The organism is Kitasatospora sp. NPDC001309 (assembly GCF_042896295.1).
Taxonomy (GTDB): Bacteria; Actinomycetota; Actinomycetes; order Streptomycetales; family Streptomycetaceae; genus Kitasatospora.
Genome location: NZ_JBIAXC010000008.1, coordinates 20,967 through 39,594, shown reverse-complemented (window position 1 = coordinate 39,594; position 18,628 = coordinate 20,967). Strand labels below are relative to the sequence as shown.

The 18,628-nt window shown below is 75.4% G+C and carries 21 protein-coding genes; 9 read left to right on the top strand and 12 right to left on the bottom strand.

Features of this window, described 5'->3' with window-relative positions; all coding sequences use genetic code 11:
* Positions 1–12: 12 nt before the first annotated feature.
* Positions 13–1,227: an amidohydrolase gene (locus ACFY2K_RS10705; RefSeq protein WP_387710723.1), complete on the bottom strand. Its 1,215-nt coding sequence runs from the start codon at positions 1,225–1,227 to the stop codon at positions 13–15.
* A gap of 119 nt (positions 1,228–1,346) precedes the next feature.
* Between ACFY2K_RS10705 and ACFY2K_RS10700 the strand changes: the two genes are divergently transcribed.
* Positions 1,347–1,871 carry an HPP family protein gene (locus ACFY2K_RS10700; protein ID WP_380524778.1) on the top strand — a complete coding sequence of 175 codons (525 nt, stop codon included), beginning with the start codon at positions 1,347–1,349 and terminating at the stop codon, positions 1,869–1,871.
* Between the two features lie 195 nt (positions 1,872–2,066).
* On the opposite strand, the gene ACFY2K_RS10695 is transcribed toward ACFY2K_RS10700, so the two are convergent.
* Positions 2,067–2,834 carry a maleylpyruvate isomerase family mycothiol-dependent enzyme gene (locus ACFY2K_RS10695; protein ID WP_387710721.1) on the bottom strand — a complete coding sequence of 256 codons (768 nt, stop codon included), beginning with the start codon at positions 2,832–2,834 and terminating at the stop codon, positions 2,067–2,069.
* Between the two features lies 1 nt (position 2,835).
* Entirely contained in the window at positions 2,836–3,375 is a 540-nt protein-coding gene (locus ACFY2K_RS10690) for an SRPBCC family protein (protein ID WP_387710719.1), read from the bottom strand.
* A 262-nt stretch (positions 3,376–3,637) separates the two neighbouring features.
* Between ACFY2K_RS10690 and ACFY2K_RS10685 the strand changes: the two genes are divergently transcribed.
* Positions 3,638–4,609 carry a LysR family transcriptional regulator gene (locus ACFY2K_RS10685; protein WP_380527643.1) on the top strand — a complete coding sequence of 324 codons (972 nt, stop codon included), beginning with the start codon at positions 3,638–3,640 and terminating at the stop codon, positions 4,607–4,609.
* Here the strand turns inward: ACFY2K_RS10685 and ACFY2K_RS10680 are convergent.
* The 3 genes from ACFY2K_RS10680 to ACFY2K_RS10670 are packed head-to-tail and all read right to left on the bottom strand — an operon-like array spanning position 4,584 to position 6,589.
* Positions 4,584–4,985, bottom strand: a complete 402-nt coding sequence (locus ACFY2K_RS10680) for a hypothetical protein (RefSeq protein WP_380527645.1) — start codon at positions 4,983–4,985, stop codon at positions 4,584–4,586. The genes ACFY2K_RS10685 and ACFY2K_RS10680 overlap by 26 nt on opposite strands.
* A gap of 18 nt (positions 4,986–5,003) precedes the next feature.
* Complete coding sequence (locus ACFY2K_RS10675) at positions 5,004–5,774, bottom strand: GNAT family N-acetyltransferase (RefSeq protein ID WP_387710716.1); 771 nt, start codon at positions 5,772–5,774, stop codon at positions 5,004–5,006.
* A 50-nt stretch (positions 5,775–5,824) separates the two neighbouring features.
* Positions 5,825–6,589 (bottom strand): crotonase/enoyl-CoA hydratase family protein, encoded by a 765-nt coding sequence (locus ACFY2K_RS10670; protein ID WP_375886029.1) that lies wholly within the window; start codon positions 6,587–6,589, stop codon positions 5,825–5,827.
* Between the two features lie 144 nt (positions 6,590–6,733).
* Between ACFY2K_RS10670 and ACFY2K_RS10665 the strand changes: the two genes are divergently transcribed.
* Entirely contained in the window at positions 6,734–8,068 is a 1,335-nt protein-coding gene (locus ACFY2K_RS10665; RefSeq protein WP_387710713.1) for a PLP-dependent aminotransferase family protein, read from the top strand.
* A gap of 19 nt (positions 8,069–8,087) precedes the next feature.
* On the opposite strand, the gene ACFY2K_RS10660 is transcribed toward ACFY2K_RS10665, so the two are convergent.
* Together ACFY2K_RS10660 and ACFY2K_RS10655 are read right to left on the bottom strand one after the other, a co-directional pair.
* On the bottom strand, positions 8,088–9,113 hold the full coding sequence (locus ACFY2K_RS10660; protein WP_387710711.1) for a hypothetical protein: 1,026 nt from the start codon (positions 9,111–9,113) through the stop codon (positions 8,088–8,090).
* A 216-nt stretch (positions 9,114–9,329) separates the two neighbouring features.
* Positions 9,330–10,304 carry a helix-turn-helix transcriptional regulator gene (locus tag ACFY2K_RS10655; protein ID WP_380593806.1) on the bottom strand — a complete coding sequence of 325 codons (975 nt, stop codon included), beginning with the start codon at positions 10,302–10,304 and terminating at the stop codon, positions 9,330–9,332.
* A 110-nt stretch (positions 10,305–10,414) separates the two neighbouring features.
* Here ACFY2K_RS10655 and ACFY2K_RS10650 point away from each other — a divergent pair, with 110 nt between their 5' ends.
* Entirely contained in the window at positions 10,415–10,960 is a 546-nt protein-coding gene (locus ACFY2K_RS10650) for a DinB family protein (RefSeq protein ID WP_375886020.1), read from the top strand.
* 50 nt (positions 10,961–11,010) lie between these two features.
* Here ACFY2K_RS10650 and ACFY2K_RS10645 read toward each other — a convergent pair whose 3' ends face one another.
* Positions 11,011–11,226: a heavy-metal-associated domain-containing protein gene (locus ACFY2K_RS10645; protein ID WP_375886017.1), complete on the bottom strand. Its 216-nt coding sequence runs from the start codon at positions 11,224–11,226 to the stop codon at positions 11,011–11,013.
* A 102-nt stretch (positions 11,227–11,328) separates the two neighbouring features.
* Here ACFY2K_RS10645 and ACFY2K_RS10640 point away from each other — a divergent pair, with 102 nt between their 5' ends.
* The 3 genes from ACFY2K_RS10640 (at position 11,329) to ACFY2K_RS10630 (ending at position 13,585) form a co-directional block, all read left to right on the top strand.
* Positions 11,329–11,685, top strand: a complete 357-nt coding sequence (locus ACFY2K_RS10640) for a hypothetical protein (protein ID WP_387710709.1) — start codon at positions 11,329–11,331, stop codon at positions 11,683–11,685.
* A gap of 112 nt (positions 11,686–11,797) precedes the next feature.
* The gene (locus ACFY2K_RS10635) at positions 11,798–12,508 is read left to right on the top strand and encodes a DUF3152 domain-containing protein (protein ID WP_380638958.1); all 711 of its coding nucleotides are present in this window, start codon (positions 11,798–11,800) and stop codon (positions 12,506–12,508) included.
* Between the two features lie 156 nt (positions 12,509–12,664).
* Entirely contained in the window at positions 12,665–13,585 is a 921-nt protein-coding gene (locus tag ACFY2K_RS10630; protein WP_375886202.1) for a glutaminase, read from the top strand.
* A 50-nt stretch (positions 13,586–13,635) separates the two neighbouring features.
* On the opposite strand, the gene ACFY2K_RS10625 is transcribed toward ACFY2K_RS10630, so the two are convergent.
* Complete coding sequence (locus ACFY2K_RS10625; protein ID WP_375886011.1) at positions 13,636–13,809, bottom strand: hypothetical protein; 174 nt, start codon at positions 13,807–13,809, stop codon at positions 13,636–13,638.
* A 31-nt stretch (positions 13,810–13,840) separates the two neighbouring features.
* Here ACFY2K_RS10625 and ACFY2K_RS10620 point away from each other — a divergent pair, with 31 nt between their 5' ends.
* Positions 13,841–15,301, top strand: coding sequence for a hypothetical protein (locus tag ACFY2K_RS10620; RefSeq protein ID WP_387710706.1), 1,461 nt, complete (start codon positions 13,841–13,843; stop codon positions 15,299–15,301).
* A gap of 53 nt (positions 15,302–15,354) precedes the next feature.
* Here ACFY2K_RS10620 and ACFY2K_RS10615 read toward each other — a convergent pair whose 3' ends face one another.
* Together ACFY2K_RS10615 and ACFY2K_RS10610 are read right to left on the bottom strand one after the other, a co-directional pair.
* Positions 15,355–16,401 carry a HEAT repeat domain-containing protein gene (locus ACFY2K_RS10615; protein ID WP_375886007.1) on the bottom strand — a complete coding sequence of 349 codons (1,047 nt, stop codon included), beginning with the start codon at positions 16,399–16,401 and terminating at the stop codon, positions 15,355–15,357.
* A 53-nt stretch (positions 16,402–16,454) separates the two neighbouring features.
* On the bottom strand, positions 16,455–17,120 hold the full coding sequence (locus ACFY2K_RS10610; RefSeq protein ID WP_380527666.1) for a HEAT repeat domain-containing protein: 666 nt from the start codon (positions 17,118–17,120) through the stop codon (positions 16,455–16,457).
* Positions 17,121–17,226: 106 nt separating this feature from the next.
* Here ACFY2K_RS10610 and ACFY2K_RS10605 point away from each other — a divergent pair, with 106 nt between their 5' ends.
* Positions 17,227–18,621, top strand: coding sequence for a DUF2254 domain-containing protein (locus tag ACFY2K_RS10605; protein ID WP_380644592.1), 1,395 nt, complete (start codon positions 17,227–17,229; stop codon positions 18,619–18,621).
* Positions 18,622–18,628: the final 7 nt, after the last annotated feature.

Sequence of the window (18,628 nt, the reverse complement as noted above, 5' to 3'; positions counted from 1 at the left end):
CGGGGCCGAAGGTCAGCCGGTGAACCGCCCCTCGCGGGCCACCACGCGCCCCGCCCGGACGACGAGTTCGCGCGGCGGGAGGTCGACCACGACCTGCGGCAGGCACTCGCCGGTCAGCAGCATGAAGTCGGCCGGCGAGCCGGGCGCCAGGGTCACCGGCGGCAGGTCGAGCAGTTCGGCGCCGCCGTCGGCGGCCAGGGCGAAGCAGTCGGCGAGCTGCCCGTCGGTGCGGGCGTCGGTGGTCCAGCCGAGCAGGTGGGCGCGGTGCAGCAGGTCCGCGTTGCCGTACGGGCTCCAGGAGTCGCGCACGCCGTCCGACCCGAGGCCGACCCGCACGCCGTGCTCCCGCAGGACGCGGAACGGCAGCACCTGGTGGGCCGAGGGCGCGACGGTGGTCAGCCCGACCCCCGACCCTGCCAGCAGCTCGGCCAGTCCGGCCAGCGGCGGGCCGGTCAGCTCGGGCACGCAGAAGGCGTGGCTCACCACCACGCGCCCGGCGAGACCGGCCGCCGCGGTCCGCGCGGCGATCTCGCGCAGTGGGCCGAGGCCGCGCTCGCCCCGGTCGTGGAGGTGGATGTCGAGCCGCAGGCCGTACTGTTCGGCCAGGCCGAAGAGCAGGTCCAGCTGGGCGGGGCCGGTGCCGTCCGGGCCGCCGTCGAACCCGGCCGGGTCGATTCCGCCGATCGCGTCGATCAGCCCGCTCGCGGCCGCCTCGGCCAGCAGCTCACCCGCCCCGGGCGTGCGCCGCACCCCGTGCTGGGGGAAGGCGACCAGCTGGAGGTCCAGCGCGCCCGCCAGCCGCTCCCGCACCTCGGCGAGCCCGGTGACCCCGGCCAGGCCGAAGGCGGGGGCGACGTCCACGTGGGCACGGACGGCCCGGGTGCCACGGGTCACCGCGTGGGCCAGCAGCCGGTGGGCCCGCTCGGCGAGCAGGGTGCGCTGCCGCCGGTGGAGCTCGACGTCGCCCTGGACGTACTCGGGCAGCGAGCCGGCCGGGCGGCGGCTGTACCAGGGCTCGCCCCAGGCGGTCTTGTCGGGGTGGATGTGGGCGTCGACCAGGGTGGGCAGGGCGATCCGGCCGGCGCCCTCGACGATCTGCGGCGCCGCGCCGTCCGGGACGCGCTCGGCGAGGACGCCGTCCACGGCGACCAGGTCGACGGCCTCGGCGGCGCCGAAGGGGCGGACGTCCCGGAAGACGGTGACGGCCGGTGGGGTGGGTGCGATCACACGGTGCTCCTCGGATCCCGTCTCGACAATGTGCCCAGCAGGCAAAACGTCCTACCTCTCCTTCAACAGTCTGTTTATCATCGGCGGGTCCCCCGTCTTCCACCCGGAGCCACCCGCACATGCCCGCCCCGCCGTCCCCACCGCCCGCCCCCGGCATACCGCCCGCCACCGGCGCCCGCCCGCGGCCGCACCCGCTGCACGTGCTGCGGGACTCCGTCTACGCCGTCGGCGCCCTGCTCGTGCTGGTCGGGATCGGCGTGCTGCTCCACCAGCCGCTGCTGATCCCGCCCCTGGCGGCCAGCGCCGCACTGGTGCACGGCGCACCCGGGCTGCCGATCTCCCAGCCGCGCAACCTGATCGGCGGCCAGCTGCTGTCCGCCACGCTCGGCTACGCCACCCTGGCCGTCACCGGCAGCACCGCCTGGGGCGCGGCGATCGCCGCCGGACTCGCGCTCGGCGCGATGCTGCTCACCCACCTCTCGCACTCCCCCGCGGCGGCCACCGCCGTCATCGTGGTCCTGCAAGCCCCGCACCCCGTGCCCTTCCTGCCGCTGCTCGTCCTGGCCACCACCCTGCTGGTCGCCGTCGGCCTGCTGCCGGGCCGGATCGGCGGACACCCGGTCCGCTACCCACTCTCCTGGTGAACGGCGTACGGCGGGATCAACCGATCGGTCGACCCCGCCGTACGCCGTTCCGCTCCTCCGGGCCCGTCCCGAACAGCCCCTGGCCGGTCACCGGCATCACCCGTGCTGATGCCGGGCACCCGCCCTCCGACGCCCCCGCCCGCGCCCGCGCCTCCGCCTCCGCCTCCGCCTCCGCCTCCGCCTCCTGAGCGGACCTCACCCCCAGCCGGGCACCGGCGGCAACGGCCAGGCCGGCAGCACCGCGGGCGCCGGCAACCCGCCGTCCACCCGCAGGGCCGCCAGCGGGCCGCGCCCGGCGAACCAGGCGAGCAGCGCGTGCCCGGGGCCGCTCACCACCGGGCCCGTCCCGCCGATCGCCCAGCCGAGGCCGAGGTCCTCGGCCTCCACCCGGGCCAGCGGCACCGCCCGTACGGCCAGTGCCGCGGCCGTCTCGGCCAGGGCCGCCCGGACGAACGCCGCGGGCCAGTCGGCCGGCCCGCGGCCGAGGCCCAGGTCGACCGCGTGCACCTCCAGCTCCCGCCAGGCCCGCCACAGCAGGTACCAGGCCGGGTGCCGCCAGCCCGCCAACGCCGGGACCAGGACGTCCCGGCGCCCGGCGGGCAGCTCGGCCGCGTCCCGCAGCAGCCCGTCCAGGCTGTCCCGCAGGTCGGCGGCCAGCGCTCCGGCGGCGCGCCCCGCGCCCGCGCGCAGTTGCCGGTCCAGCTCGGCGGCGTCGGCGCGCGGCCCGGGGGCGCGGCCGGTACGGGCCAGGGCGAGCATCCAGCGGTAGGCGTCGGCGCTGCGGGCGAGGTGGGTGAGCAGATGGCCCCGGCTCCAGCCGGGGAGCAGCGAGGGCTCACGGGCCTGCCGGTCGGTCAGCGGCGCCAGGTCCGCGCACAGGCGTGCCGCCGAGGCCCGGACCTCCGCGAGCAGCCCGTCGGGGTCCAGCGCACGCTCAAGCTCCGAACGTTCCAGCTCCGACACCTCAACCCACGCTCTCGGCCGCCGACTTGATGCCCTCCAGCGTCGCCGTCATCCCGGTCCGCAGCTCCCCCAGGCGGAAGGCGACGATCTTCTCCTCGGCCTCCGGCCGGGCGTCGATGGCCCGGGTGACTCCGCTGCGGCCCGGGCCGAGCAGCACCGAGTGCCGCACCCGGGTACCGCCGTCCTCGGGGCGCAGCTCGAAGCGCCACCGGGCCAGCGCACCGGTCGCGTCCGTCACCGGGGTGCCGAAGCGGCCGTCCACGTCCAGGACGGCCCAGGCGAAGGCGCGGTGCTCGACCAGCTCCACCACCTCGGAGACCGTCCGCCAATCGGGCATGCCCGCCCGGCGGTTGTACCCCTCGAAGCGGGCGCCCGGCGCGGGGTCGTCCGCGCCGACCGCGCCGTCCAACCAGGCGGTCCGCTGGAGCTCCGGGCTGTGCCGGGCGGGCAGCGCGATGTCGGTGACCAGTGCCCAGACCCGCTCCACCTCCGCCCGGACGAACACCTCGCAGTCCGTACCGGGACCATCGGCGTACCGCATGTTCCGTTCCCCCTCCACTGCCCGACGTGCCCGTGGGCCCGCGGGTACCTACGGGTCGGCACCCGCCCCGCCCCCGCCTCTACGCGTCCGGAGCGCCGCGAAGGCAGCGGGCGGGTTGCCGCCCTCCTGCGGGCCCTGCCGTCGATGATCGAGGCTGCCGGACTTCCAAGTCAATCCGCTGATTTCCTGGGGAACTTCCAAGGTCAGGCTTGGGTCGGGCCCCTTCTCGTGCCGTCCCGGACCGGCAGTACCCTGGGCGTTCGTGACCCTCGACGACCTCCGCGTCTTCGCCGCCGTCTGCCGGGCCGGCTCGCTCAGCGCCGTCGCCCGCGACCTGGCGTGCAGCCAGTCCGCCGTCAGCCAGCACGTGAAGCGGCTGGAGCGCGAGCTGGGCCTCACCCTGATCGATCGGCACCCGCGCGGCGTGGTGCCCACCCAGGCCGGACGCCACCTGCAGACCGCCGTGGCCAACGGACTGGGCGGCATCGACCACGCGCTGCGCACCATCGCCGAACTCGCCCGCGGCGAGGGCGGATCGGTGCGGATCACCACCGGCGCCACCAGCATCCGGCACTTCATGTCCGCCGCCGTGGTCGACTTCCGCGAACGGTTCCCGCAGGTCAGCCTGGAGTTCCAGACCGGCGTCTCCAGCCGCAGCTGTCTGGACGCGCTCACCGCCGGCCAGGTCGACCTGGCCTGGATCACCCTGGGCACGCCCGTCCGCGGCATCGAGCAGCGTCCCGTCGCCGACCTGCCGTGGGTGCTCGCCGTGGCGGCCGCCGACCCGCTCGCCGCCCGGGAGCGCATCGAACCCGCCGACCTCCAGGACGCCCGGCTCATCGGGCTGCCGCAGAACTCGGTCTCCCGCTCCCAACTGGACGACTGGCTCGGCAAGTCGGGCATCCGCCCGGTCTTCGACACCAGCGTCACCGACTGGGACACGGCCATCCTGCTCGCCGAACTCGGCCTCGGCCACGCCGTCGTCCCCGCGCTCCCCGAGTGGCAGGGCCCCGGCCACCCCGGGCTCCGGCTGGTCCCGCTGCCCGACCTCCCGGGCCTCACCGTCGGCTGGGCCGCGCGCGAGTGGCTCACCCTGGGACCGCTCGCCCGGGCCTTCGCGGACACCGTCGCCGACCACTGCGGGCGGGCGGCGGCCGGGCCGGTCAGCCCCGCGGCCCCTCGTCGTACGCCGCCCGCGCCCCAGCCGGCTACTCCCCGCCCGAGTACTCCCTGACCGACCGCAGCCCGCCGCCGCCCAGGAGACGGGCCACCGGCAGGCCCTCGTCGCGGGACGTCACCGCCGACAGCCGCGCGAACTCCTCGGGCAGGACGTCCAGCAGGCTCAGCACCTGCTCGCCGGTCCGCAGTTCCAGCACCAGCTCGCAGCGCAACCGGGCCGGCAGTTCGGGACGGTGGGACAGCCCGTGCCACAGCGCCGCCCGCAGGTAGTGCCGCCCGTCGGGCGCCGCGTGCGCCCTCAGCCACGCCGGGTCCAGCCGCTGGGAGAGGCCGAGATCCACGGCGCGCTCCTCCAGTCGCAGCAGCGCCGGGGTGTCGACGGCCATCAGGTCACGGGGCAGGGCCCGCTCCGTGTTCAGGTCACCGTCCAATCGCCTGTCCCCCGGTCGTCAGCTCGTCTGGAAGGACAGGTTGCGGCCGATCTCGACGAAGCCCCGGCGCGCGTACCACGTGCGCGGCCAGTCGACCGCGTCCGCGAACAGGAACAGCCGCGGGATCCCGGCCGCCGCCGCCAGGGCCAGGCCGCTGGCCAGCAGGGTGTCCCCGTGACCGGCCCCGCGGTGCGGGATCGCGGTGACCAGGTCCTCCAACTGCGCCAGCCCGGCGGCCGGTTCGAGGTAGAGGTCGACCCAGGCGGCCACCTCGCCGTCCGCCGCCCGGGCCGCCAGGAAGTGCACCTGCTCGGCGCCGCGCCGCCTGGCCGGTCGGCGGTCGGTGAGCTGGCGGAGCAGCTCCGCCTCCTCGTACCACTCCCGCTGCTGCCGCAGCACGGGCTCCCGCAGTTCGGCGAACTCCGTCGGCAGGGCGGCCGGTTCGGGCAGTGCGCAGCCCGCCGTGCCCCTGGCCATGACCACCACGGCGCTGCGCGCGTACCCGGCCCCGGCCAGTACCGGCGCGGCCCGCTCGCCCCACGCCTCGTCCAGCACGGTGATCGCGTACTGCCGGCGCTGCCCGAGCCAGCGCGCCGCCAGCCCCGGCAGGGCCGCCGGGTCGGCGCCCGGCCCGGTGACGATCAGCTGGTTGTGCTCGTGGGAGCGCACGAACTCGGGGTTCCGTACGGCGAAGACCCCTGGGAACTCCGGCAGTTCGATGACCTCGGCCGCCTGGCGGCGGGCGAAGGCGACGTGGAAGGCGGCTACCCGCTCGAACAGATCGGACATCCCGCCATGATCGCCCGGCCCGCCACCGTCGGCCAAGCGAATATCCGGCCTCAGGTCCGGTCGAGGAACCGCCGGATCCCGTCCCGCACACCGTCCGTCGGCACGGTGGCGGCGAAGGCCGCCGCCTCCACCGCGAGGCCCTCGTCGATCGGCAGGTTGATCCCGCGGGTGACCGCCCGCAGGCAGGCGGCCACCGCGGTCGGCGCGTACCGGATGATGCGGTCCGCCAGGTCCCGTGCCTCGTCGAGCAGTTCACCGGCCGGGACGACCGCGTTGACCAGGCCCAGCTCGGCCGCCCGGGCGGCCGGGACCGGGTCCCCGGTGAGGATCAGCTCCAGGCCGCGCTTGCGGCCCACGTGGCGCGGCAGCCGCTGCGAGCCGCCGAAGGGCGGCGGGAAGCCGAGCGCGATCTCCGGCTTGGCGAAGCTGGCGTGCTCCGCCGCGATCGCCAGCGGCGCCGCCTCGGTGAGCTCGCAACCCCCGCCGTACGCCAGCCCGTTGACCGCGACGATGACCGGCTTGGGGAACTCCTCGATCCGCCGGGTCAGGGTGTGGCCGCGGCGGACGAACTCGCGCAGCGCCCGCTCCGGCCCGCCCGCGATGCTGGCCGCCAGCGACGGGATGTCCGCGCCCGCGCTGAACGCCCGCTGCCCGGCCCCGGTCAGGATGACGGCGCGGACGCTGTCGTCGGCGTCGATCCGGTCGAGTGCGGCGAGCAGCGCGTCGATCGTCGGGTAGTCGAGGGCGTTGAGCTTCTTCTCCCGGTCGATGGTGAGGGTGACGACGTGCTGGTCCCGCTCGCTGTGGACGGTCATGGCCGCTGGTTCCCTTTCGACGTGGTCGCTTCGGTCACTGCCCGAGCGAGGCTAGGAAAGGTGGTCCAGGACAATCCAGTTATTGTCCTGGATACACTTCCCCCTCCCCCGCCCACGCCTTCGGACCACGGAACGGCAGGCCCCGTGCGACCTCCCTCCTACAAGGCCGTCGTCGACGAGTACGCCGCCGCGATCCGCTCCGGCGCCCTGCCCGCCGGCACCCGGCTGCCGACCCACCGCGCCCTCGCCCGCGAACGCGGCATCGCGCTCGCCACCGCGACCCGCGTCTACGCCGAACTCGGCGCCGCCGGGCTGGTCGTGGGCGAGCAGGGCCGCGGCACCTTCGTCCGGGTCCGCTCCGGCTACGACGGCCTCGAACCCTCCCGCGTCCTCCCGGTGCCCCGCACCGCCGACCTCTCCTTCAACCAGCCCCTCGCCCCCGACCAGGGCGACCAGCTGCGCCGGGCGCTGCGCACCCTCGCCTCCTCCGGCGACGCCGAGGCCCTGCTGCGCCAGCACCCGCCCGGCGGCCACCGGCACGACCGGGCGACCGTCGCCCGCTACCTGCTGGACCGCGGCGTCGACACCGCCCCCGACAACGTCCTGCTCACCAGCGGCGCCCAGCAGGCCCTCGACTGCGTCCTGCGCACCCTCACCCGCCCCGGCGACGTCCTCGCCGTCGACGCGCTCAGCTACCCGGGCGTCAAACTCCTCGCCGCCGCGCACGGACTGGACCTCGCCCCCGTGCCCGTCACCCCCACCGGGCCCGACCTCGACGCCCTCGACCGGCTCTGCCGCAGCCGCCCGGTCCGCGCGGTCTACACCGTCCCGACCGTCCACAACCCGCTCGGCTGGGTGCTCGACCGCGGCCAGCGGCAACGCCTCACGGCCCTCGCCGCCGCCCACGACTGCACCCTGATCGAGGACGGCACCTACGCCTTCCTGGAGGCCTCACCGCCCCCGCCGCTGCACGCCCTCGCCCCCGACCGCACCTGCTACGTCGCCGGCCTGTCCAAGAACGTCGCCCCCGGCCTGCGGTTCGGCTTCGCCGTCCTCCCCGACCGCCACCTGCGCGCCGCCACCACCCAGCTGCGCGCCGCCGCCTGGGGCGCCCCCGGCCTGATCACCGCCCTCGCCACCGGCTGGCTCGCCGACGGCACCGTCACCCGCCTCGAAGCCCGGCGCCGCGCCGACGCCGCCGAGCGCCAACGGCTCGCCCGCACCGCCCTGGCCGGCCTCGCCGTCACCGCCCACCCCGCCTCCTACATCCAGTGGCTCGCCCTGGAACCCCACCAGCGCCCCGACCGGGTCGCCGCCCTGCTCGCCGCCGAGGGCATCCTCGTCTCCACCGCCGACGCCTTCGCCACCGGCCCCCACCACCCCAACGCCATCCGCCTCGCCCTCGCCAACCCCCCGCTGCCCGAACTCCCCGCCGTACTCGGACGCCTGCGCGCCACCATCGAGTCCATCGCCCCGTAGTGGCGGCGGCCCGCCGCCACTACGGCTCCGGCGGCGCCTCGTGCAGATAGCCCGGGTCGAACCGGTGCACCGACGGCAGCAGGCGCGCGTCCGGGCCCGCCGCCTCACGCCCGTCCTGGCGACGCCCGTCCTGCCGGGCCAGTTGGGCCTTGGCCGTGCGCAGGACGTCGGACGGATCGGGATCGTCGTCACGCCTGTCCAGGTGCCAGTACCGGTCCTGGGTCAGCTTCCCGGCCTTCCGCACGCACGAACGCAACCTGGCCCGGGCCACGACGGGGTTCCCGACCCGGAGGAAGTGCTGGGCCAGCCACAGCTGACGCAGGTCGGGGCGGCCCACCCGCAACCGCACCATCGCCGCCACGTCCGGCTCCGCACCGGCGAGGACGGCCCGGCAGTCCAGGTAGAACAACTGCTCGTGGTCGAGGGCGGGATGCAGCTCACGGGCCGTCCTGAGGGCGTCGCGCACCTGCACCCGGTCGCCGACCTCCGCCACCCGCAGCAGAGCGAGGTACACGACCCGCTTCCGCACGTGCGGACAACCGAGGTCGTGCGACCGGGCGAAGTGCCGGTCGGCCAGCTCCAGGTCACCGTCCTCGACCGCCCGGTACCCGAGATCGCACCACCAGTCCGCCTCCGAACCCAGCGGGCCCACCGCCATCAGCAGCTCCATCGGCGGGTGCTCCGGGTGGTACTCCATCAGCATGTCGCGCACCTCCGGGGCACTGCGGTGCTCCCGAAGCGCCGGTTCCCCCCGGTACAGGTCGGTCAGCCGGGCGGCCAGCGACCGGCCGGTCGTGGCCAGGGCCTCCCGCAACCGTTCGTAGGCACCTCGCTGCAAACGGCCCTGCCGCCCGGAACGGACCCACCGGGCCAGCGCCTCGTCGACGAACTCGCCGGTCGCCACGTCCAACCCGTCCACCACCGCGTCGGCGAGCGCCGTCAGCGCCAGGTCCGCATCCTCCTCCACCGCCCGCAGCCACTGCCGACGTACGAGCGGCAGCCGCCGAGCCCGCCGCCTCCCCGACAGGGTGAGGAGCTGGAACACCCCCTCCAGCCTCAGCTCCGCCGCCCGCACGTACCTGTGGTCCGCCTCCCGGAACACCCTCCTGACCCGCCACACCCTGACCCGCCCCACACCCACCCCCATCCACCCCCGGCCGGCGTAACGACCGTACGAAGCCCGGCCGTTCCAGCCCCACCCCACGGGAGGACCACCCCACCACAGCCCCACCCCGCACCGAAAGTCGATCGGGCCGACTTCCTACTCCTCCGCGCCGCCTTCCGCTGCCCGGCCGAAGCGGGTGGACCATTCCGCGATCAGTGTCCGCAGCTCCGGCGGGTGGACGACCTGGAACTCGGCGCCGAGGGAGCCCAGGGCCATGGCGGGCCAGTCCAGGGAGTCGGCGGTCATCCGTAGGCGGCAGCGGGTGGCGTCCACCGCCTCGACGTCGCCCCAGCGGCCGACGTGGGCGCGGACGCGGTCGGCGGGCGCCTCCACCAGGGCCTCGACGCGGTTGGGGCGGGGCATGGCGCTGAGGCCCGCGCGGACGAACTCGGCGGCGTCGGCGGCCGGGAGGGTGCGGGGCGCGAAGCGGGCGCCGGTGGCCTCGGCGGCGGTGAGGCGGTCGAGGCGGAAGGTCCGCCAGTCGCCGCGGTCGAGGTCGTAGGCGACCAGGTACCAGCGCCGGTCGAGGCAGACCAGCCGGTGCGGCTCGACGTGCCGCTCGGTGCGCCGCGCGGAGGCGGCGGTGTACGAGAAGCGGATCCGTTCGTCGTCCCGGCAGGCCAGGGCGACGGCGGTGAGGGCGTCGGGGTCGACGCGGGAGGCGGGGGCGGTGCCCCAGTCGACGGGGACGGTGACGGCGCGCAGCGCCTCGACCCGGCGGCGCAGCCGGCCCGGCATCACCTGCACGACCTTGGCCAGGACCCGGACGGAGGCCTCGGCGACCCCCTCCACCGGGCTGTCGGCCGCCGCCTGGAGTCCGACCGCGAGGGCGACCGCCTCCTCGTCGTCGATGACCAGCGGGGGCAGCGCCGCACCCGCGGCCAGCTGGTAGCCGCCCTCGACGCCGCGCTGGGCCTCGACGGGGTAGCCGAGGTCGCGCAGCCGGTCGATGTCGCGGCGCAGGGTGCGGACGGAGACGCCGAGCCGGTCGGCGAGTTCCTCGCCGGGCCAGTACCGGTGGGTCTGGAGCAGGGAGAGCAGTCGCAGGGTCCGGGTGCTGGTGTTCGCCATGTCCCGATTCTGGCCGCAATTCAGGACAGGAAGTGGCCGCAATGCTCCGTAATGTGGTTCTCGTCCGAGGGAGCAGCACCCGAGCAGGACCCGAACGGAAGGCCAGAGCCATGACCACGACCACCACCCCCGACGCCACCGCCCCCGTCACCGGCGAGCGCGCCGACCTCCTGGTCGCGCTGGAGAAGCAGCGGCACTTCCTGCGCTTCACCACCCGCGACCTCACCGACGAGCAGGCCGGCCTGCGGACCTGTGCGAGCGAGCTGTGCCTGGGCGGTCTGGTCAAGCACGTGACCACGGTGGAGCGGCTGTGGGCGGAGTTCATCGTGGAGGGCCCGTCCGCGATGCCCGACTTCTCCGCCATGACCGAGGCCGACTTCGCCCGCCGCGCCGACGAGTTCCGGCTCCTGCCGGGCGAGACGCTGGCCGGGGTGCTGGCGGAGTACGCCGAGGTGGCCCGCCGGACGGACGAGCTGGTGGCCACCCTGCCGGACCTGGACGCGACCCAGCCGCTGCCGAAGGCGCCCTGGTTCGAGGCGGACGCCGAGTGGTCGGCCCGCCGGGTGCTGCTGCACGTCATCGCCGAGACCGCCCAGCACGCGGGCCACGCCGACATCGTCCGCGAGTCGCTGGACGGCGCGAAGAGCATGGGCTGAGCCGGGTGGGGCCCGCCGTAGCAGGACGGCGGGCCCCGGCCCGTCCGGGGTCAGATCTCGTCGACGAGGGTGAAGCCGGCCCCGTCCACCACACTGCGGACCGCCGCCGTCTCCAGCGGCTGGGCAGAGGCCACGGTGACCCGTCCGCTCGGCGCGTCCGCGACGACCTCGGTGACCCCGGGGATGGCGGCGAGCCCGGCGCTGACGGTCCTCTCGCAGTGGCCGCAGCTCATGCCGTCGACGGTGAGGACGGTGGTGATGGACATGACGGTGCCTCCGGTTACGGGTCGTGGTGCGGGTGGTCGTCGTGATCGACCCGCACCACAACAGCCGATTCCGACGGCGATCCCCAGGAACACGCCGCACGGGTGGCACCTTCGAGTGGTTCCGGGAACCGGCGGCGCCGCCCGCCCGACGGCCGCGACCCGGGGGCGCTGCGCCTGGTGCTGCGGGTGAACCCGGTGGTCACCGCCGGCCCGGCGCCCGAGGGCGACGTCCCCCAGCGTGGCACGGTCGCCCAGATCGCCCACTACCTGGCTTCCGCCGTACGGGAGTTGGGCGCCGAGCCGCTGATCGACCTGCACCACGCGGCGCGGTCCCCGGAGGAGTTCCTCTCCCTCGCCCGGGAGTTCCGCGACGCCCTGGCGCTCCCGCCGTCCCCTACCCTGGCCCCGACACCCGCAACAGGACTGAACCCTCCGCCGCAACCGGACCGTTCCTCCTGATGTACCCCGTTTTGAGCCCGCCCAGGAGCACCACCACCATGTCCGACACCGCCGCGCCCCCGACCCACCGAATACGCCGGACGCACGGCCGTGCGGCGGCGGGCAGCGGCCGATGACGGCGGCCGCTGCCCGCCCGCGCCGTTGGCGGCGCCTGCGGCCCTGGCACGCCGCGCTCGCCCTGGCCCTGGTCGCGGCGGTGACCGCCGGCCTGCTGTGGTGGCAGCCCTGGCGCAGCGGCGAGCCCGCGCCGCTGGCCTTCACCACCGCCCCCGGCGGCTCCGCCCGCTTCGGCACCGGGGAGCACCTGTACCGCTACAAGGTGCGGGTGGAGGACGGCATCGCGGAGAGTCCGGCGCAGTTCGCCGCCGAGGTGGACGCCGTCCTCGGCGACACCCGGCGCGGCTGGGCGGCCGGGGGCACCGCGTCCTTCGAGCGGATGGCCGCCGACCCGGTGGACTTCACGGTCTACCTGGCGACCCCGGGCTCCACCGACCGGATCTGCGGCCAGTACGGGCTGGACACCGGCGGCTGGGTCAACTGCGGCGTCCAGCACCAGGTGGTGATCAACCTCAAGCGGTGGACCGAGTTGTCCGAGTTCTACCGGAACCAGCCGGAGCTGTACCACGCGCTGGCGATCAACCACGAGGTCGGGCACATCCTCGGCAACGGCCACGTCGACTGCCCGGGCCCGGGCGCCCCGGCGCCGGTGATGATGCAGCAGATCAAGGGCCTGCACGGCTGCGTCCCGAACGGCTGGCCCTACACGGACTCCGGCACCCTGCTGACCGGCCCGCCGGTCCAGGCGCCGACCGACGCGCCGTAGCGCCGGCCTCCCGGCACGCCACGCACCGCACCCCCGCCTGGCGCACAGCACTCCCCCGAAGACGGATAATCACAGGTCGGACGGTGCCCGTACCCGTCCATACCCGTCCGTACCCGTCCGCGCGTGGAGTGAAGAACCTTGTTCGATGTGGAGAACCTGGACTACCCCGTCCTGCTGGCCGCCGCCGAGGCGGCCGCCCGGGCGACCACGGGCCGGGGCCACGTCGCCGACTACATCCCGGCCCTCGCCGAGGCCGACCCGGAGGCCTTCGGCATGGCCGTGGCCACCGTCGACGGCGAGCTGCACGGCGTCGGCGACTGGGAGCGGCCGTTCTCGATCCAGAGCGTCTCCAAGCTGTTCTCGCTCGCCCTCGCCCTCGCCTACAGCCCCGACGGCGGCGAGGACCTCTGGCGGGGCGTCGGCCGGGAGCCCTCCGGCAACCCCTTCAACTCGCTGGTCCAGCTGGAGACCGAGCACGGCATCCCGCGCAATCCGTTCATCAACGCGGGCGCCCTGGTGGTCACCGACCGCCTGCAGTCCCTGACCGGCGACGCCTCCGGCGCCGTACGGCAGTTCCTGCGCCGCGAGTCCGGCAACCGGCTGCTGGACACCGATCCGGTGGTCGCCGCCTCCGAGGCCGAGCACGGCCACCGCAACGCCGCGCTCGCCCACTTCATCGCCAGCCACGGCAATCTGCGGAACCCGGTCGACACCGTGCTGGACCACTACTACGCGCACTGCGCGATCGCCGCCAGCTGCCGCGACCTCGTGCTCGCCGGCGCCTTCCTCGCCCGCTACGGCGTGCGCACCGACGGCACCCGGCTGATGAGCCGCGGCGAGGCCAAGCGCCTCAACGCCGTCCTGCTCACCTGCGGCACCTACGACGCCGCCGGCGAGTTCGCCTTCCGCGTCGGCCTGCCCGGCAAGAGCGGCGTCGGCGGCGGCGTCCTCGCCATACTGCCCGGCCGCGCGGCCGTCTGCGCCTGGGGCCCCCGCCTCGACCAGGCCGGCAACTCGGTCGCCGCCGTGACCGCCCTGGACACCCTCACCACCCTCTCCGGCTGCTCGGTCTTCTGACCCGCACCACCCGGTCCCACGGGCCGGACGGACGCTTGTGCGACAAAGTGTCAGTGGTCCATGCTGGCCGCATGAACCGCCACACGCACCTGAGCCGTCGACTCGACGTCGACCTCGGGCACGCGTGCTCGGCGATCTGTCACCGCGCGCTCTGACGCGGTGATCAGCCCGGCGCCCCCGGCGCCGTCGGGAACCCCCACCCGGGCGATCACGTGCACCACCACGCCGTCCACACCTCTCCCGACGGGAACTCCCATGCGCCTCGCGCTGCCCGCACTCGTGACCGCCGCCCTGCTGGCCCTCCCGGTCCCCGCCCTCGCGGACCCCGCCCCTACCCCTGCCCCTGCCCACGCCGACAGCCCGTTCGGTCCGCTCCCCCCGCACAACCCGTACGCGGGGCCCGACGGCACCGCCACCATGCACGGCGACACCGGCTCCTCCGACGCCACCCCGCTGCCCGGCCCGAAGCCCGGCCCGCTCGACTCCGAGCGGGTGGCCCTCCAGTCCGCCTGCCCGACGGTGCTGGTCGGCTCGGACGGACGCCCGGTCGCGCTCTGCACCACGATCTTCGGCCTCGTCCCGACGGTCCACCTGCTCGACCCGGCCGACGGCGGTTCCGTCGCCGAACTCCCCATCGCCAAGGGCTCGTTGCTCGGCGGCGTGTACGCCTACCTGGACCAGGACGACCGCCTGGTGGTGGTGGACGGCAACCGCGACCTGCTGCGGATCGGCCACCACCGCACCGCCACCGGCGCCTGGGCGCTGACCGTGGACAGCCGGCTGTCGCTGGCCGGCGCCGTGCCCGAGGGCGACGCCGTGACCGGCCTGTCCCCGGACTGGCAGGGCCGGGTCTGGTTCGCCACCGGCGGCGGGGTCGTCGGCACCGCCGACGACCGCACCGGCACCGTCCGCACCCTCGCCCTCCCGGCCGGGGAGAAGGTCGCCAACTCCCTCTCCACCGCCCCGGCCGGCACGCTGGTGGCCACCACCCACGCCACCTACCTGCTGACCGCGGGGGCCGACGGCACTCCGCGCATCGCCTGGCGGCGGCCGTACGACCGCGGGCCGGGCCGCAAGCCCGGACAGCTCAGCTGGGGCACCGGCTCCACGCCGACCTTCTTCGGCCCGCGCACCGGCACCGACTACGTCACCGTCGTCGACAACGCCGCGCCGACCGTGCACCTGCTGGTCTACCGCACCGCCGACGGCTCCGAGGTCTGCTCCGTCCCCGTCCTCAGGGCGGGCGGCAGCGGCAGCGAGAACTCCCCGGTCGGCGCCGGGAACGCCGTCTTCGTCGCCAGCACCTACGGCTACCCGTACCCCAAGCTGCCCGCCGACGCCGGCCCGAGCGTGCCCGCCTCCGGCCGCTTCTCCGGCGGTCTCAGCCGGGTCGACGTCCGCTCCGACGGCTCCGGCTGCGACCTCGTCTGGGACACCACGGTGCGCTCCGCCGCCGTGCCGAGGCTGTCCACCGGTGACGGTCTGATCCACACCGTGCTGCGCCGGCCGGTCATCCCCGGCACCGACGCCACCTCGATCCTCGATCCGTACGACTACGCCGAGGTCGACCCGAGCACCGGCGCCGTCACCCGCACCCACTACCTCGGCGCGGGATTCCTCTTCGACACGCTCCAGATGGTCGGCTCCATCGCCCCCGGCGGCGTGGTCTACCAGGGCACCACCACCGGCATCCTGCGGATCAGCAGCGCCGGCTGACCGGCCCACCGCCACCGACCGCCCACAGCCACTGCGCGGCGCGCGGGAGTCCGCTACCGCGCGCCGCGCAGCGTGAGCACGTACGCCGCCGTGAGCGCGACCACCCGGTCACCGTCCCGCGCCAGCCCGGCGAGCGCGCGCGTCGCCGTGCTCCCCGGGATGTCCGCGAGCGCCTGGGTCAGCCGCCGCCGGGCGGGCTCGTCGACCCCGTCCCGGGCCAGCCGCTCGACGAGCCGCCCGGCGATCCGGTCCGCCAGGACGGGATCAACGGCAGCACCGACACCGGCAGCACCGCCCCCGGCGCCGCCGTTCGCCAGCGCGGCCAGCGCGTCGGCCGCGTCGGCGTCGTTCCGCTCCTCGACGATCATGTCGATGAGCGTCGGGACGGCGTCGGCCACCCGCCTGGCCCCGAGCGCCAGGGCCGCGTACCCGCGGACCACCGGATCGGGGCCGGCCAGGGCGTCCCGCAGCAGTGCGGTCGCCGCCTCGTCCGGGATCTCGGCGAGGGACCGGACAGCGCGTTCCCGCACCTCGGCCGAGGGCGAGCCGAGGCCCGGCGCCAGCAGGGCCACCGCCGCCTCGCCGGCCCGTGCCAAGGCCCACCGCAGGGCCCCGGCGGCGTTCGGGTCCGACTCGGCCAGCACCGCCTCGGCCAGTGCCTCCAGGGGGACGGGGGCCTCCTCGACCGCCGCCAGGGCCGCGCGCTGCCGCGCCCCCGCGCTCCCCGACTCCAGCCCGCGCAGGAGCGCCACGGTCCGCAGGACGTCCTCCCAGCCGCCGGGCTCCGCCGCACCGATCCGGCGCAGCCGCGTCAGCAGCTCGCTCTCCGCCGCGATGCGCTCCAGCGTGCGGGCGACGAGGTCGTCGACCAGCCCCGAGGGCGCGAAGCCCGGGTCGTCGAGCGCCCGCCCGACGTCGTGCAGCGACAGGCCGAGCGAGCGCAGGCTCTCGATGTGGAAGATCCGCCGGATGTCCGCGTCGGAGTACTCCCGGTAGCCGGAGCCGGTACGGCCCGAGGGCCGCACCAGGCCGAGCGACTCGTAGTGCCTGAGCATCCGGGCACTGACCCCGGACCGCCGGGCGACTTCACCGATCAGCACCGCCCACACCGTCCAAACCGTCCACACCGTCCGCCACCGATCGACATCCCCCGCTACCCGTCCCGTTCGGTCCCGAGGACGGCGATCCGCTTCGCCTCCTCGATCGCCGACTCGAAGCCGGCGTCCGGGTCGCGGCGCAGCGCCTCCGTGGCGAGCGCGTGGGCGCGCACCCGGGGGTCGGGGTCCGTCGTCGCGGCGGTCAGGACCGGGGCCGCCGCCTCCCCGAGCGCGACCAGCGCCCGACTGAGGCTCAGCTGCGTCTCCCGGCCGCCGCGCCCGAGCTGCGCCGCCAACCCTACGGCCAGGGCGGGCCGCTCGTCCTCGGGCGCCAGCACGACCGCGGCCCGCCAGGCGCTGCGGGCCACCTCCTCGTCGGGGTCGGACAGCAGCGCCGGGGTGACGGCCGGCCACGCCCGCCGGTCCCCGATCTTGGACAGGGTGTGCAGCGCCTGGCTCCGTGCCTGGGCGCGCTCCGAGCGGACCTCGTCGAGCAGCGGCGGGACGGTCACCGCCGCCGGGTGGCGGGTGAGCGCCCAGGTGAGCATCTCCCGCACCGGGAAGTCGGGCTCGACGGCGCACCGCTCGACCAGCCCGTCGACGAACCCCGGGTCCGGGTTCGTCCCGACGGCCAGCGCGGCCCGCAGCCGCACCGACGGGTCGTCGTGCGCCAGCCCCTTCCACACCCGCATCGTGTTCTCGTCCTCGGTCGACGTCGTCATCGGGACCACCTCCTGGAGACCAGTGAAGGGCTTGTCACCGTGTCAAGGTCAAGCCGTACGGGCTGGGCGGACGCCGAGCCGGGAGGCCGCCGGGACCCTAGATTGGGTGATCGAGGGGGTGTACCGGCGGGCCGGGCGTACGGAGGTGGGCGAGGTGATCCGCGGTGTCCACCTGGAGGCGCAGTGGCGGCGCGAGGCGCTGCGGACCAATCTGTGGGTCGTCCCGATCCTGGAGGTCGGGTTCGCCGCGGCCCTGTTCACGGTCACGGTCTCGCTGGACCGGGGGGCGTACGACGGGACGCTGGGGCTGCCGTCCTGGGTGATCAGCGGGACGGCGGACTCGGCGCGGCAGGTCCTGGCGGCGATCGCGGCGGCGCTGATCACCGTGGTCGGCGTGGTGTTCTCGATCATGATCGTGACGCTCACGCTGGCCTCCACCCAGTTCGGGCCGCGCATGCTGCGCACCTTCATCCGGGACCGCACCACCCAGATGACCCTGGGCACCTTCGTCGGGACGTTCGTCTTCGCGATCCTCTCGCTGGTCGTCATCGGGCCCGGCCCGAGGGGCGACTTCGTCCCCCACCTGTCCATCACCGTGTGCATGGTGCTGGTCATGCTCGACCTCGCCGTACTGATCTTCTTCATCCACCACATCGCCACCTCCATCCAGCTGCCCCGGGTGATCGCGAGCATCGCGGCGGAGCTGTCGGAGGCGATCGAGGCGGGCGCGGGCGGGCCGGACCGGCCTGCCGGGGGCGGCGCGGGGCCGACGGCCGCGGAGCTGAACGTCCGGCTGGACACCTCGGGGGCGACGGTCCCGGCCCCCGCCAGCGGCTACCTCCAGTTCGTCCGGCACCGCACGCTCGTCCGGATGGCCGCGGAGCTCGACGCCGTCATCCGGCTGGACCACCGGCCGGGGCACTTCCTCGTCCAGGGCCACCCGCTGGCCACCGTCTGGCCGCCGGCGGCCGCGCCCGAGGTGGCCCGCAGCTTCGCCCGCGCCCACGTCGTCGGGTCGACCCGCACCCTCGCCCAGGACATCGCCTTCGCCGTCGACCAGTTGGTGGAGATCGCCATCCGGGCCCTGTCCACCGCGGTCAACGACACCTTCACCACCCTGACCTGCATCGACTGGCTGGGCGAGGGCCTGTGCCGGATCGCCGCCCGCTGGGACCCGAACCCCGTCCACCGCGACGAGGCCGGGTACGTCCGGGTGATGACCGTCCCGGTGAGCTACGAGCGGCTGGTCCAGCGGTCGTTCGAGAAGATCCGCCAGGCCGCCCCCGGCATGCCCGCCGTCCTGATCCGCCAGCTGGACGCGCTGGCCGAGATCATGGCGGAGACCCGGACCGAACAGCAGCGCCGGGTCCTGCTCCAGCAGGCGGAGATGATCGAACGCCTGAACCGGGAGTCGGTCCCGGAGGCCGCCGACCGCGACGACGTCCGGCGGCGCTACCTCTCGGTCCTGGCGGCCTACGCCCGGGCCGGCCGCGCGAACTGACCCCCGC